The sequence below is a fragment of the Skermanella pratensis genome (genome assembly GCF_008843145.1).
Classification (GTDB): domain Bacteria; phylum Pseudomonadota; class Alphaproteobacteria; order Azospirillales; family Azospirillaceae; genus Skermanella; species Skermanella pratensis.
Window position 1 is genome coordinate 2,940,486 of sequence record NZ_CP030265.1, and the last position, 14,600, is coordinate 2,955,085.

11 protein-coding genes are annotated in these 14,600 nt (G+C 67.5%); 10 read left to right on the forward strand and 1 reads right to left on the reverse strand.

Annotated elements, in window-relative coordinates; genetic code table 11:
* Positions 1 to 12: 12 nt before the first annotated feature.
* The 7 genes from DPR14_RS13340 to DPR14_RS13370 all read left to right on the forward strand — a co-directional run bounded on the left by DPR14_RS13340 (position 13) and on the right by DPR14_RS13370 (position 6,492).
* Positions 13 to 1,410 carry a malonyl-CoA decarboxylase gene (locus tag DPR14_RS13340; protein ID WP_158045588.1) on the forward strand — a complete coding sequence of 466 codons (1,398 nt, stop codon included), beginning with the start codon at positions 13 to 15 and terminating at the stop codon, positions 1,408 to 1,410.
* Between the two features lie 4 nt (positions 1,411 to 1,414).
* Entirely contained in the window at positions 1,415 to 2,965 is a 1,551-nt protein-coding gene (locus tag DPR14_RS13345) for a malonate--CoA ligase (protein WP_158045589.1), read from the forward strand.
* A 48-nt stretch (positions 2,966 to 3,013) separates the two neighbouring features.
* Positions 3,014 to 3,418 carry a malonate transporter subunit MadL gene (gene madL / locus DPR14_RS13350; protein ID WP_158045590.1) on the forward strand — a complete coding sequence of 135 codons (405 nt, stop codon included), beginning with the start codon at positions 3,014 to 3,016 and terminating at the stop codon, positions 3,416 to 3,418.
* 6 nt (positions 3,419 to 3,424) lie between these two features.
* Positions 3,425 to 4,189 carry a malonate transporter subunit MadM gene (gene madM, locus DPR14_RS13355; RefSeq protein ID WP_158045591.1) on the forward strand — a complete coding sequence of 255 codons (765 nt, stop codon included), beginning with the start codon at positions 3,425 to 3,427 and terminating at the stop codon, positions 4,187 to 4,189.
* A gap of 117 nt (positions 4,190 to 4,306) precedes the next feature.
* Positions 4,307 to 5,419 carry a 2Fe-2S iron-sulfur cluster-binding protein gene (locus tag DPR14_RS13360; protein WP_158045592.1) on the forward strand — a complete coding sequence of 371 codons (1,113 nt, stop codon included), beginning with the start codon at positions 4,307 to 4,309 and terminating at the stop codon, positions 5,417 to 5,419.
* Positions 5,413 to 5,991 carry an adenylate/guanylate cyclase domain-containing protein gene (locus DPR14_RS13365; protein WP_192498940.1) on the forward strand — a complete coding sequence of 193 codons (579 nt, stop codon included), beginning with the start codon at positions 5,413 to 5,415 and terminating at the stop codon, positions 5,989 to 5,991. The genes DPR14_RS13360 and DPR14_RS13365 overlap by 7 nt, the downstream gene beginning before the upstream one ends.
* Before the next feature lie 39 nt (positions 5,992 to 6,030).
* Complete coding sequence (locus DPR14_RS13370; protein ID WP_158045593.1) at positions 6,031 to 6,492, forward strand: PaaI family thioesterase; 462 nt, start codon at positions 6,031 to 6,033, stop codon at positions 6,490 to 6,492.
* Here the strand turns inward: DPR14_RS13370 and DPR14_RS13375 are convergent.
* Positions 6,458 to 7,924: an MATE family efflux transporter gene (locus DPR14_RS13375; RefSeq protein WP_158045594.1), complete on the reverse strand. Its 1,467-nt coding sequence runs from the start codon at positions 7,922 to 7,924 to the stop codon at positions 6,458 to 6,460. The two genes, DPR14_RS13370 and DPR14_RS13375, sit on opposite strands and share 35 nt — an antisense overlap.
* Before the next feature lie 270 nt (positions 7,925 to 8,194).
* On the opposite strand from DPR14_RS13375, the gene DPR14_RS13380 reads away from it, so the two are divergent.
* The 3 genes from DPR14_RS13380 (at position 8,195) to secD (ending at position 14,527) form a co-directional block, all read left to right on the forward strand.
* On the forward strand, positions 8,195 to 11,428 hold the full coding sequence (locus DPR14_RS13380; protein WP_246148127.1) for a DEAD/DEAH box helicase: 3,234 nt from the start codon (positions 8,195 to 8,197) through the stop codon (positions 11,426 to 11,428).
* A 320-nt stretch (positions 11,429 to 11,748) separates the two neighbouring features.
* Entirely contained in the window at positions 11,749 to 11,919 is a 171-nt protein-coding gene (locus DPR14_RS27425; protein WP_192498941.1) for a hypothetical protein, read from the forward strand.
* A 73-nt stretch (positions 11,920 to 11,992) separates the two neighbouring features.
* Positions 11,993 to 14,527, forward strand: a complete 2,535-nt coding sequence (secD, locus tag DPR14_RS13390; RefSeq protein WP_158045597.1) for a protein translocase subunit SecD — start codon at positions 11,993 to 11,995, stop codon at positions 14,525 to 14,527.
* Positions 14,528 to 14,600: the final 73 nt, after the last annotated feature.

The following is a 14,600-nucleotide window of genomic DNA, read 5'->3' on the forward strand; positions in this document are numbered from 1 at the left end:
GAGGCCCGCCCCATGAATACGAGCACATCCTTCCTCGGCGACCTGATGGTCTCGATCGCGGATCGCGGCCGGTCGCTGCTCGGCCGCAGCGGGTCCGCCGACGACCCCGTATCGCCCGCCGACCTCGCCGCCCTGTGCGAGGCGTTGCTCAGCGGGCGGGGCGAAGCTTCCGGCGTGGCGCTGGCCGGCGAGATCCTTGCCCACTGGCGGAAGCTGGACACCGAGGCGCGCCGTACCTTCCTGATCCTGCTGGCCGAGCGGTTCGGCCCCGACAAGTCCAAGCTGGAGCTTGCGATAGAGGGATATCACGCGTCGGGCGATGCGAAGGCCATCCTGGCCCTGCACAAGGCGGCCGAGCCGCGGCGGCAGGAAGTGATCCGCCGCCTGAACCTGGCGCCGTGCGGGACGGAGGCGCTGGTCCGTATCCGGGAGGAATTGATCCGTCATCTCGGCAGCCATCCCGACCTCGCGGCGCTGGACGCCGACTTCGTCCACCTGTTCTCGTCCTGGTTCAACCGGGGCTTCCTGGTGCTGCGCCGGATCGACTGGACGACGCCGGCCAACATCCTGGAAAGGATCATCCGCTACGAAGCCGTCCATACGATCCGGGATTGGAACGACCTGCGCCGTCGGCTGGAGCCGACCGATCGCCGCTGCTTCGGCTTCTTCCATCCCCAGCTTATCGACGAGCCGCTGATCTTCGTCCAGGTCGCCCTGTCCAAGGATACGCCGTCGGCCATCGGCACCCTGCTGGCCGAGGACCGTCAGCCGATTCCGGCGGCCGAGGCGACCACCGCCGTCTTCTATTCGATTTCGAACTGCCAGGAAGGACTGCGCGGCGTCTCTTTCGGCAACTTTCTGATCAAGCAAGTGGTCGAGGACCTGAAGCGGGAGCTTCCCGGACTTTCGACCTTCGTTACTCTGTCGCCCGTCCCGGGTTTCGCCGGCTGGCTGGCGCGCGAGCGGTCGGACAAGACTTCGGCGATGCTGACATCCGATGACAGATCGGCACTGGCGGCGTTGGATCGGCCGGACTGGCACGCCGATCCCGCCGTCCGGGACAAGGTCCAGGCGGCGCTGATCCCAGCCGCCGCCTGCTATCTGCTCAAGGCCAAATCGCCGTCGGGCAAGCCCGTCGATCCGGTCGCCAAGTTCCACCTGGGCAACGGCGCCCGGCTGGAGCGGCTCAACTTCCTGGGCGACCTGTCGGAGCGCGGTCTCCGCCAAGCCCACGGGCTGATGGTCAACTACCTCTATAAGCTCGACGATATCGAAACCAACCATGAGCGGTTCGCCGCCCAGGGCGAGGTCGTCGCATCCGGCGCGGTGCGCAAACTGCTGCGTGCCGACGCGCAACCGCAGAAGCAGGCCACCAAGGCCAACGCAAAAGTTCCCGCAGGTAAAGGTTAGAGCGATGCCAAATCATCTGTTCGCGCTGATGCGCGACCGCATGCCGGCCGATGACCGGATCTTCATCGAGACGCCCGTACCCGATAAATCCGGAAGCGGTTCCAGGGTCCTGACCTACGGCGATGCGGTGGCCCTGTCATCCCGCGTGGCGAACCTGCTGGTCCGGCGCGGCGTCCAGCCCGGCGACCGGGTCGCCGCCCAGCTGGAAAAGAGCGCCGAGGCGATCGTCCTGTATCTCGCCTGCCTGCGCGCCGGCGCCGTCTATCTGCCGCTCAACACAGCCTATACCCTGGCCGAGCTGGATTACTTCCTGGGCGACGCCGAACCGCGGGTCGTGGTCTGCGCTCCTTCCGCCAGGGAGGCCCTGGAGCCGCTGGCCCGGTCCAAGGGCGTGGCGGCGATCGAGACGCTGGGCACGGACGGGACCGGCTCGCTGATGGACGGCGCCGCCGCGTGCGGGGCCGATTTCACCGATGTCGAGCGTGGCCCCGACGATCTCGCCGCGATCCTCTACACCTCGGGGACTACCGGCCGCTCCAAGGGCGCGATGCTCAGCCACGACAACCTGGCATCGAACGCGCTGGCCCTCGCCGGGGTCTGGCGGTTCTCGCCGGACGACGTGCTGCTCCATGCGCTTCCGATCTTCCACACCCACGGCCTGTTCGTCGCCACCAACGTCACGCTGATGGCCGGCTCCTCCTTGATCTTCGTGTCGCGGTTCGACGCCGATGCGATGCTCCGGCTGATGCCGCGCGCGACGGTCATGATGGGTGTTCCCACATTCTATGTCCGCCTGCTCCAGCATCCGGGATTGACCAGCGACGCCGTCGCCCACATGCGCCTGTTCGTCTCCGGCTCGGCCCCTCTGCTGGCCGAGACCCACGACGCCTGGGCCGAGCGGACCGGCCACCGCATCCTGGAGCGGTACGGCATGACCGAAACCAACATGAACACCTCCAATCCCTATGACGGAGACCGGATCGCCGGGACGGTCGGTCCCGCCCTGCCCGGCATCACCATCCGCGTGACGGAACCCGACAGCGGCCGGCCCCTGCCCGGCGGCGAGATCGGCATGATCGAGGTCAAGGGTCCCAACGTGTTCAAGGGTTACTGGCGCATGCCGGAGAAGACGGCGGCCGAGTTCAGGCCGGACGGGTTCTTCATCACCGGCGACCTGGGGAAGATCGACGAACGCGGCTACGTCCACATCGTCGGGCGCGGCAAGGACCTCGTCATCACCGGCGGCTACAACGTCTATCCCAAGGAGGTCGAGGTCGAGATCGACGCCCTTCCGGGCGTGGTCGAGAGCGCCGTGATCGGCGTCCCCCACGCCGACTTCGGCGAGGGCGTAACGGCCCTGGTCGTCCGCAAGCCGGGCGCGGACGTCGACGAGCGCGCGATCCTGCAGGCGCTCGAAGCCCGGCTTGCCAAGTACAAGCAGCCGAAGCGCGTCCTGTTCGTCGGCGAACTGCCCCGCAACACCATGGGCAAGGTGCAGAAGAACCTTCTGCGCGACGCCAACAAGGACCTATACGCCCGCGCCAAGACGGGCTGATCCCGGCGTCGAAGCAGAATCCCCAGAAAATACCGAGGAAACGTTCAAATGGTCATCTACGGAGTGGCACTCCTGTCGATATGCATGCTCGCGGGCATGATCGTCGGCGAACTGCTCGGCATGGCGATAGGCGTCGAGGCCAATGTCGGCGGCGTCGGCATCGCGATGCTTCTGCTGATCCTGGCGACCGACTACCTGAAGAAGGATTTCCGGCTGGACCAGTGGTGCCAGCAGGGCATCGGGTTCTGGAGCGCCATCTATATCCCCATCGTCGTCGCCATGGCGGCCCAGCAGAACGTCGTGGCGGCGCTGAAGGGCGGTCCCGCGGCGGTGCTGGCCGGCACCCTGGCGGTGGTCGTCAGCTTCGCGCTGGTCCCGGTGATCACCCGGATCGGCCAGCCGCGCGAGGAAGCGGAGCGGACCGATCCCGTGACCGTCAAGGGCGGGGAGTGACCGGCGATGCTTGAAACCCTCGGCGACATCCTGGTCAAGAACGGCCTCGTCACCGCCTTCGCTATCGTCGGCGCCACAATCTGGATCTCCTACCGGCTCTCGGCCAGGTTCACGCGCGGCCGGCTGCACGGGTCCGCTATCGCGATCATCCTGGGGCTGGTCGCCGCCTATTTCGGCGGCCTCTTCACCGGCGGAAACAAAGGCATCGCGGACGTGCCGCTGCTCGCCGGCATCGGCGTGATGGGAGGAGCGATGCTCCGCGACTTCGCGATCATCGCGACCGCCTTCGGCGTCAGCTTCGGCGAGATCCGCAAAGCCGGCATCAGCGGCGTCATCGCGCTGTTCGCCGGGATCATCGTCTCCTTCGTGGTCGGCGCCGTGGTCGCGATGGCCTTCGGCTATTCCGACGCGGTCAGCATGACGACCATCGGGGCCGGGGCGGTGACCTACATCGTCGGCCCCGTGACCGGGGCTGCCCTCGGCGCCAGTTCCGACGTGATGGCCCTCAGCATCGCCGCCGGCCTGATCAAGTCGATCCTGGTGATGATCGGTACGCCTTTCGTCGCCAAGAGCATCGGCCTGGACAATCCCCGCTCCGCGATGGTGTTCGGCGGGCTGATGGGCACCACCAGCGGAGTCGCGGGCGGCCTTGCCGCGACAGATCCGAAGCTGGTTCCCTACGGCGCCATGACCGCTACCTTCTACACCGGCCTGGGATGCCTGTTGGTGCCTTCGGTGCTGTTCATCGCGACCAGCGCCCTGGTCGGCTGACGGCGGAACCAAGCGGCTTGACTCCGATGCCCCGGATCGTGCCTCTGGTCAAAGCGCGATCCGGGACCACTTCTGGTAGGCCCCTGTGCCGGACCAACGACCAGCTCAAAGTTCCCGATGCCCACTCTCTCCGGAAGCCGCCGCTTCCAGCAACTGCGTACTGTCTCGGGACTCGTGTTGTTCGCCTACGTGCTCACGCACATGCTGAACCACTCATTGGGCCTGGTCTCGCTGGAAGCCATGGACCGCTGGCGCTTCCTGCTCTCCTGGCAGTTCGGCGGCGGATGGATCGTCATCCTGGCAGCGGCCGTGGTCCATACGGCCCACGCGTTGTGGTCGCTGTACGACCGGCGGGTGATGCGCATGCCCGCCTGGCAATTCATGCAGCTTGTGCTCGGGCTCGCCATTCCGTTCCTCTTGATCGAACACGTGCTGGGCACGCGGGCGGTCGCCGAGCTTTACGGAGTTCAGCCCAGCTACGCCCTGGTCCAGCTGACATACTGGCGGTTGGCGCCCCACCTCGGCATCCTGCAAAGCACGGTCATGATCATCTCCTGGGTCCATGGCTGCGTCGGGCTGCATTTCTGGCTGAGGCTCCGGCCCTGGTACCGGTCGGTGGCTCCCGGCCTCTTCACCCTGGCGGTGCTGGTCCCGACCCTGGCGCTGCTGGGCTTCGTGGTGTCAGGGCGCGCGCTGCTGGTCGAGACGGCGGACGGCGCCGTGATAGCCGCGATCCTAAAGGCGGCGCAGGTTCCCGGGCCGAGCTCGGCCACCTTCGTCGGCGAGACGACCCTGATCTTCCGCTACGGCTTCGCGGCGCTCATCGCCGCCACCTTTTTCGCCCGGGGCGTCCGCAACCTGTTGTCGTCGCGGTTCGGCACGATGACGCTCAGCTATGCGGACGGTCCCACCGTGACGCTGCTGCCCGGTGCCAGCATCCTGGAGATGAGCCGGGCCTATGGCATTCCCCATGCTTCCGTCTGCGGCGGGCGGGGGCGCTGCTCGACCTGCCGTGTCAGCGTCCGGCACGGGCGCGACCGGCTGTCGCCGCCCTCCTCCGCCGAACTGCGGGTTCTATCCAGGATCGGCGCGGCGCCCGATGTCCGCCTCGCCTGCATGGTCAGGCCAACCCACAGCGTGACCGTTCGTCCGCTCATGCCCCGGCCTCGACTCCCGAACTGGCGCTCCAGCCTTCGAGCCACCTGGAGGGCCAGGAGCGGGAGGTGGTGATCCTGTTCGCCGACCTCAGGGGCTTCACCAGCCTGTCGGAGGCGCGGCTGCCATACGATGTGGTTTTCGTCCTCAACCGCTACTTCGAAGCCGTCGGGCAGGCGGTGGAGAGCAACAACGGCCATATCGACAAGTTCATCGGCGACGGCATGATGGCGCTGTTCGGCATCAGCGACGACCCCGTCAGGGCTGCGAACGACGCTCTCGTAACGGCCCGGGCCATCGCCGAACGCATCGACCGCCTGAACCGCGACCTCGAACACGACCTGCCCTATCCGTTGCGCGTCGCCATCGGCATCCATGCCGGAACGGTGATCCTGGGCGAGATGGGCTACGGCCGCGCCCGCTCCTTCACCGCGATCGGTGATCCGGTCAACACCACCTCCCGGCTGGAGCAGATCGCCAAGGACAACGAGGTCGAGCTGGTGGTCAGCCGCGAGGTCGAGGCGCTGGCCGGCATCGACCTGGGCCGGCATCCCCTTCAGTTCGTCCCGGTCCGCGGGCGACGGGCGGCGCTGGAGGTGCGGCTGATCCGCTCGGCCGCAGCACTGGCGGCATCTCCCGTCGTTTAAGACACGGACTTCGATTCCGCGACACCGGAAAGACACGACATGGACTTCACCCCCAGGGACCCGGATTTCGAGGCCAAGGTCCGCAGCACTTTCGAAGAACAGCCCTTCATGCGCCTGATCGGCGCCGAACTGGTCTCCGTCGCACCCGGGACCTGCGAGATATCGCTTGCCGTCCGGCCGGACCTGTCCCAGCACAACGGCTTCGTCCATGCCGGCGTGACCAACGCCATCGCCGACAATTCGGCCGGCCTCGCCGCCTTCACCCTGATGCCGCCGGGGACGGACGTGCTGTCGGTCGAATTCAAGACCAACCTGCTGGCTCCAGCCCGCGGGCGCCGCCTGATCGCGCGCGGCCGGGTCGAGAAGCCGGGGCGCACCCTCGTGATCGTGAGGTCCGACGTCTATGCCGAAACCGACGGGAGCGAAGTGCATGTCGCCATGATGCAGGCGACGATGATCTGCCTGGTCAGTCCTCCGCCTCGGCCGTACGGGCGGCCGTAAGGGTGGCGAGCGCCGCCTTGCCCGACGAGACGGGTTGGGCCGCCGCCTCGGGCCATGGGGACGCCGGCTCCGGCCCGAGCCGATCGTCCCTCAGGCGTCCGACGACCCGGAAGGCGACGACCACGGCGGCCAGCCCGAAGACGAGCGCGCCCGCCGCCTGGCCGATGACGATCCCCTGCGCGCCGCCCGCCCAGGCGCCCAGGGTGACGAAGGGAATGGTGCCCAGCGTGGCGCGCCCCCAGTTGAAGCCGGTGGACAGCAGCGGGAAGCCCAGGTTGTTGAAGGCCGCGTTGGCGACGAACAGGCACCCGATGAACAGGAAGCCTCCGGCCGTCAGCGTGCAGAACAGGCGCACGATGTCGGCCGCCACGCCCTCCACCGAGAAGACCTGCACGAGCAGATCCTGGCCCAGGAACAGGACGAACCAGACCGACGCGACATAGGTCAGCATCACGGTCAGGCTGGCCCGCAGGGTCTCGCGGATGCGTTCGAAGATCCGGGCGCCCAGGTTCTGCGCGAAAATCGGCCCGACCGCGCCGCTCAGGGCGAAGATCACGCCGAACGCGACCGGCACGACCCGGTCGACGATCGCCAGCCCGGCCACCGCCGCGTCGCCGAACTTCGCCATGGAGAAGGTCACGTAGGCCGAGGCGACGGGAGTGGCGATGTTGGTCAGGATCGCCGGCCCCGCGACCTTGAACAGTTGCCGTGCGTCCCGCGGGAGCGCCGCCATCGAGGGGCGCCCCACCAGCCCGTGGACCGTGGACGCGCCGTGCCACCCGATCGCGACCAGGACGCACCGGGACAGCAGCGCCGCGATCGCGGCCCCCATCAGGTCGAGGTCGAAGCCGAAGATCAGGATGGGATCGAGCACGGCTGCCGCCAGCCCCGCGAACAGGGTCACGTTCATGGACCGCCGGGCATCCCCGACAGCGCGCAGCAGCGCCGAGCAGCACATGCCGACGCCGAGCAGCGGCATGGTCGGCGAGACGATCGTCAGGTAGGTCTCGGCGAATTGCTTGGTTTCCCCCTGGGCTCCGAGCGCCGACAGGATGGGGTCGAGGAACGGGACCGTCAGGATGCCGACCGTCAGGCTCGCCAGCAGCATGACGACGAGGCTGGAGCCGGCGAGCCGGCGGGCCTCCTCCCGGTCGCCAGACCCGATCGCCCGGGCGACGATGGCGCCGGTGCCGATGGTCAGGCCGATGCACAGCGAGATCTGGAAGAACAGGATCGTCCCGGCGAACCCGACCGCAGCGGCCAGTTCCCGGACGCCAAGCATGGAGATGTAGAACAGGTTCGCCAGATCGACCGCGAAGACCGCCATAAGGCCGATGGAACCGGTGGTCGTCATCACCACGACGTGGCGCAGCGGCGACCCGGACGTGAACTTGGGCGCCTGGGCCTGATCTTTGCCGGACACGACGGCCATGGATCCTATCCTTCGTTGTGCCAAGACCGGCAAAATGCTGGAAAAACAAGCTATACCGTTTCGCGTAACCTGTCGTGAGCGGTCTCTGCTGATATGCCGAGACAGAGGTGTGTGGCAATGGCGGGCAAAAATAGGTATCCTCCGTCCTTCGCCCTCATCTGAGATCCCACGCTTCCGTAACATCCAGCAAAAAGATTCATGCCACTGGTCAACCACACTGCGCGGGCTTCATCGCCTGCCGGCGCCCCGGTTCCCTTTGCCGAAGAGGACGTGTCCCGCGTCTTCGACCAGAAAACCCTTCAGCGTGCCCGCGGACTGCTGCTCGCCGGCGCTGCACGGCTTCTGCCTGCTCGGGAGCATATCGCCGCGACGGTAACGGACCTGGGACGGACCCACACGGTGATGGTGGTGCCCTCCCATCGCAACCAGCGCGTCAGCCTGGAGCGGACCTGCACCTGCGGACGCTCGACCTGCGCGCACATGGCGGCGGCGGCTCTCCTGGCGCTGGACAGCCGGCCTGAGTGGCGGCGGGCGGTGCAATCGTCGTTCCTGGAACGGGCCGCCGTCCCCAAGGCGCCGGCCGCGCCGGATCCGGTCCCTCGCGGAGCCCCTGCCGGAATTCCGCTGGCCTACTGGACGCTGGAGGCTGGCCAGGGCGAGGCCGCCCTGTACGTGACGGCCACCCTGGCGGTCGGCGGCGCGCCAGAGCGGCCCGCCACTCCGCGGCAGGTGGTCGATCACGCCGCCGGGATCGAACAGGCCGGAGCTGACCGGACGGTCGCCCGCCTGCTGGGTGCCGGAGCGCTGGTCCGCACGCCGGTGCCGAAGAACAAGGCCGACGCGGTCGACAAGCTGTTCCGCTGCCTGCTGGCGACCGGACGCGTGCGGTGGCACAGCGGCGTTCCGCTGATCGCCGGTCCCAAGCGCGTGGTCCGCGCCTTCCGGGATCCGCGTACCGGGACGCTGCGACCGACCGGCCTGCCGGAAGGGGGAGTCCTCATCAAGGGTTTGGGCCACTGGTGCGTCGATCCCGGGGCGGGTCAGATCTGCGCGGTCGATCTCCAGATCGTCACCATGCCGAAGTCCGCGGCCCAGACGCCGCCGGCCAAACCTGCGTCGGCGAAGCCGGAGACCCAGAAGCCCCGCATCGTGGCGCGCCGGTCCGCCCAGCGAACCCCGACGCCCCGGATGGTACCGGCCGACGTTCAGCCCCGGCCCCCGCGGTCCGATCCCGCCGTCATCGTCGAGCGCAGCCCGAAGATCACGGCCCGCCTCGGCCGCGTGGTGTCGGCCGGCGAAGGCATGATCGACATCCTGCGGCTGTCGTTTGATTACGGCGATCCTGGTCAGCCGGCGGAGATCGAGGCCGACGACCAGCGCCAGTTCGCCCGCATCGAGACGCCGGACGGGCCTCCCGTATTCGCGCGGCGCGACAAGGCCGCCGAGCAGGAGGCCATGACGCGCCTCGCCCGGATCGGCTTCGCCCAGCTTCGGATCGATCCGCCGAAGGGTTCCCTGGAAGACCGGGGCACGCGGGTCCATCGCATGACCGGCAAGGACCCTGACGCCACGTGGCGGGCCTTCTTCACAACCCAGGTTCCGGCGCTGGAGGCCGAGGGCTGGACCGTCCATATAGGCTCCGATTTCGGCACCCGTCTGGTCGAATCGGCGGGCGACGTGGCGATCACCGTCCGCGATGCCGGCGAGGGCTGGTTCGACATGGAGGTCGGCGTCGAGATCGAGGGTCAGCGCCGCTCCCTGCTGCCCATCCTGGCCCGCCTGATCGACCGCGGCGGCATGGCCGCGATGCGGGTGATCGACGGACAGGCCCATGTGATGCTGGAAGACGGCAGCGTGCTGGCGGTTCCGGCCGACAGGATCAAGCGGCTGTTCAGCGTGCTCGAAGCCATGCTGGAAACCGGCCGCCGGTTCGAAGAGAAACTCCAGGTGCCCATCGGCGAAGCCGACCTGCTGGTCGATATCGACGATCTGGTGTCCCGCCGGCCGGATGAAAGCGCCCAGATCGATGCTTTCCTCCGCAAGCTCACGGAGGACGAGACCTTGTCCGAGGTGGCGGTGCCGGCCAGCTTCCGCGGCCATCTGCGGGACTATCAGCGCACCGGCCTCGCCTGGCTGCAGCGCCTGGCGACCAACAAGGTCGCCGGGATCCTGGCCGACGACATGGGCCTGGGCAAGACCGCGCAGACGCTGGCCCACATCGCCCTGGAGCACGAGAGCGGCCGGCTCGAGGACCCTTGCTTGGTGGTGGTTCCGACCAGCTTGGTGCCGAACTGGGTCAACGAGGCGAAACGATTCACGCCTCACTTGCGCACGCTGGTGCTGCATGGCCTGGACCGACACGAGCGCCGGGCCGAGATCGCTTCGGCCCAGATCGTGATCACGACCTATGGCGTGGTCGCCCGCGATATGGACCTGATGAAGGATTGCCCGTGGCATCTGGTCGTGCTGGACGAGGCCCAGGCGATCAAGAACCCGGATTCCCGCTCGACCCGCGCCGTCTGCGCGCTCAGGGCGAAGCACAGGCTGTGCCTGTCCGGCACGCCGGTCGAGAACAATCTGGGTGAACTCTGGGCCCAGTTCGCCTTCCTGATGCCCGGGTTGCTGGGCGACCGGAAGGACTTCCAGAAGCGGTTCCGGACGCCGATCGAGAAGCGCGGCGATGCGACCCGCGCCGGCCTGCTGGTGCGCCGGACCCGGCCCTTCCTGCTGCGCCGGACCAAGTCGGAGGTGGCGAAGGAGCTGCCGCCCAAGACCGAGGTGATCCGGCATATCGAGCTGGACCAGGAACAGCGCGACCTCTACGAGACGATCCGCCTGTCGGTACACGAGAAGGTCCGGGCGGCGATCGCCAACAGCGGTCTGTCCGGCAACGCCATCACGGTGATCGACGCGCTGCTGAAGCTGCGCCAAGTCTGCTGCGATCCCAGGCTGGTCAAGATCCCGGCCGCCGCCTCCGTGGGGGAAAGCGCCAAATTGAGCAGCCTGATCGAGATGGTCGGCGAGATGGTTCCGGAAGGGCGTCGCATCCTGATCTTCTCGCAGTTCACCTCGATGCTGGATCTGATCAAGCCGGAACTGCGCAAGGCCGGCATCGCCTTCGTGGAACTGACCGGGGCGACCCGCGACCGCAACGAGCCGGTCGAGCGGTTCCAGCGGGGCGACGTACCGGTCTTCCTGATCAGCCTGAAGGCCGGCGGGCGGGGCCTGAACCTGACCGCGGCCGACACGGTCATCCACTACGATCCGTGGTGGAACCCGGCGGCCGAGAACCAGGCGACCGACCGCGCGCACCGGATCGGGCAGGACAAGCCCGTCTTCGTCTACAAGCTGATCGCCGCCGATACGGTGGAGGAGCGGATCCTTGAGCTTCAGCGCCGCAAGGACAATCTGGCGGCGGCGACGATCGAGGGGACGGCCCTGTTCAGCACCCTTGGCACCGGCGATATCGACTACCTGTTCGGGGAGGCGGACGAGGCGGAATGAGCGGGCTGAGGAATAGATAATCCTGGCCGACGTTCCGCCGCACGTGTAGCTTGCGCCGATTTCCTCCAGCCGTGAGTTCGATGACCGAGTTCCGAGAACGCCGTATCCTGACAGGCAAGAGTATCAGAGCAGTCGCTCTGGCACTGGTGTTCTGCCTGTTGTCGGCCTTCTGCTGGACGGGGACACCGACCGCGCCGGGATTCGCCGCCGCACCGTCGTCACCAAACGGCGGAGCCTCCGGATCGGGCAGCGGCGATGCGGGCGCTGGTGAGAAATTCTACCTTCCCCGGCAACTTTTCCTAGAGGCATCGCGCAGCCCCTTGCGCGACCCGCCGATGCCGGAACCGGTCTTCGCCGTTCTGGTGGCGATCGCCTTCATGGTGGCCGGGGTTCTGGTCTCGGCCCCGGTACGCCTATACGCTCCGGTCCCGGCTCCGGGTATGGGCTGGGCAAGCCCGCGCATTCCCACGGGTCCCCCCGTCGCCGGCTGACAGCCTTCAAGACTCCCGCCATCGCTGCAATGCCTTGATCATGCCGAAAGCCGGCGTGAGAAAGTTGTCATCCGTGCTTCATTTCTCCAAGACGAAGATCTGGATCATCTCGGCCGTCTGTGCGCTGGGTGTCCTCTTCACGCTGCCCAACTTCATGCCCGCAGGCACCCTCCCGGGCTGGATGGCGCAGCAACGTGTCAATCTGGGCCTCGACCTCCAGGGCGGCTCCTATCTGCTGCTGGAAGTCGACATGGACACCGTCGTGCGCGAGCGCCTGGAAAGCGCGCTCGACAGCACGCGGACGGCGCTTCGCACCGCGGGTATCCGCTACACCGACCTGGCGGTACGTGACCGGGCGGTCACCTTCGCGCTGCCCGACCCGGGCCAGGCGGAGGCCGTGCGCACGGCGCTCGCCGACCTGTTGGGAACCGGCCTCAGCCCGGCGCAGCGGGATTTCGCCTTCTCGTCGGAAGGCGGGCGGGTCCGGCTGGACTTCACCGATGCCGCGGTCAGCGACCGTGCGGCACGAGCCGTCGAGCAGTCGATCGAGATCGTCCGCCGGCGGATCGACGAAACCGGCGTCAACGAGCCGGTGATCGCCCGGCAGGGATCAGACCGTATCCTGGTCCAGCTGCCCGGCGTGACCGATCCGGACCGGGTGAAGCGCCTGCTCGGCCAGACCGCCAAGATGACCTTCCACCTGCTGGGCGACCAGACCGTGGCGCCGGGCACATCCGCCCCCGCCGGAACCCAGTGGCTTCCGTCGATCGATCCCGCGTCCCGCGGGGAGCAGTACCTGGTGCGCCGGAAGATCGAAGTGGACGGCGCCAGCCTGCTCGACGCCCGCCCGGGCAACGACCAGCGCAACGGAAGCTGGGTGGTCAATTTCGAGTTCGACGGGCCGGGCGCCCGCCGCTTCGGCGAGATCACCAAGCAGAACGTGGGCCGGCCCTTCGCCATCGTGCTCGACGGCAAGGTGATCAGCGCGCCGGTCATCCGCGAACCGATCACCGGCGGCCGCGGCCAGATCAGCGGCAATTTCACCACACAGGGCGCCAACGACCTCGCCGTGCTGCTGCGGGCCGGCGCACTGCCGGCGCCGTTGACGATCATCGAGGAACGCACGATCGGACCCGACCTGGGCGCCGATTCGATCCGTGCCGGCATCATCGCCTGCCTCGTGGGATTCGTGCTGGTCGTCGGTTACATGGTGATGTCCTACGGGCTGTTCGGCGTGTTCGCCAACATCGCGCTGATCTTCAACCTGTTCCTCACCGTGGCGGCGCTGTCGATTCTCCAGGCGACGCTGACACTGCCTGGCATCGCCGGAATCCTGCTCACATTGGGCATGTCGGTCGACGCCAACATCCTGATCAACGAACGCATCCGGGAGGAAACGAGGCGCGGCCGATCGGCCTTCGCCGCGATGGAGACCGGCTTCACCCGCGCCTTCGCCACCATCATGGACAGCAACCTGACGACGCTGATCAAGATGGTGCTGCTCTACGCGGTGGGGACAGGAACGATCCGCGGTTTCGCGGTCACGATCAGCCTGGGCATCATCACGTCGATGTTCACCGCCACCGTGGTGACCCGCCTGCTGATGGTCACTTGGCTAAAGCGGAACCGGCCCAAGGTGCTGCCGATCTCGACCGGGTTCCGGCTCGCGCCAGACGACACCAGGATCCCGTTCATGCGCGGCAAGCGGATGGGATTGATCCTATCGGTGCTGCTGAGCCTTGCCTCGATTGGATTGTTCTTCAATCCCGGCTTGAATTACGGCGTCGACTTCGCGGGCGGCATCGTGATCGAGGTCCGGACAGAGCAGGCGGCGGACTTCCCAGAGCTTCGCGAGAGCCTGGCCCAACTCAACCTGGGACCCGTGCAGCTCCAACAGTTCGGCCAGCCGACCGACGTGCTGATCCGCTTCGAGCGGCAGCCCGGCAACGAGGCGGCCCAGCAGCAGGCGGTCAGGGCGGTCCAGGACAAGCTGACGTCCGAGTTCCCCGGCACCACCATCCGGCGCGTCGAATCGGTAGGGGCGTCGGTCAGTGGAGAGCTGTTCGAGCAGGGGATGCTGGCGCTCGGCTTGGCCGCCGTCGCGATGCTGATTTATATCTGGTTCCGCTTCGAGTGGCAGTTCGGCGTCGGCGCCGTCGTCACCATGCTGCTCGACGTGACCAAGACGATCGGCTTCTTCGCGCTGACCGGCATGCAGTTCAACCTGACGGCCATCGCGGCGATCCTGACCATCATGGGGTACTCGATCAACGACAAGGTCGTCGTCTACGACCGCGTCCGGGAGAACCTGCGGCTTTACCGCAAGATGCCGCTGGGAGAACTGATCGACCGGAGCATCAACGAGACGCTGAGCCGAACCATCGGCACCTCGGTCGCCCTCTTCCTGGCGACCCTGCCGCTGGCCCTGTTCGGCGGCGAGGCGCTGCAGGAGTTCGCGCTGGTGCTGCTGTTCGGCGTGGTGCTGGCGACATCGTCGTCGATCTTCATCGCGGCGCCGATCCTGCTGTATCTGGGCGAGCACCGGCTGCGCCGGGGTACCGCGGAGGCGGCTCCCGATGCCGTGGGCGGCGCACCCAGCACGCCCTGATCCTGCAGCATTGTTCCCGCTCGCCTGTTTCATCGGTTCGACCGGCATCGGGCCGGTCACAGCGAGCGGGACA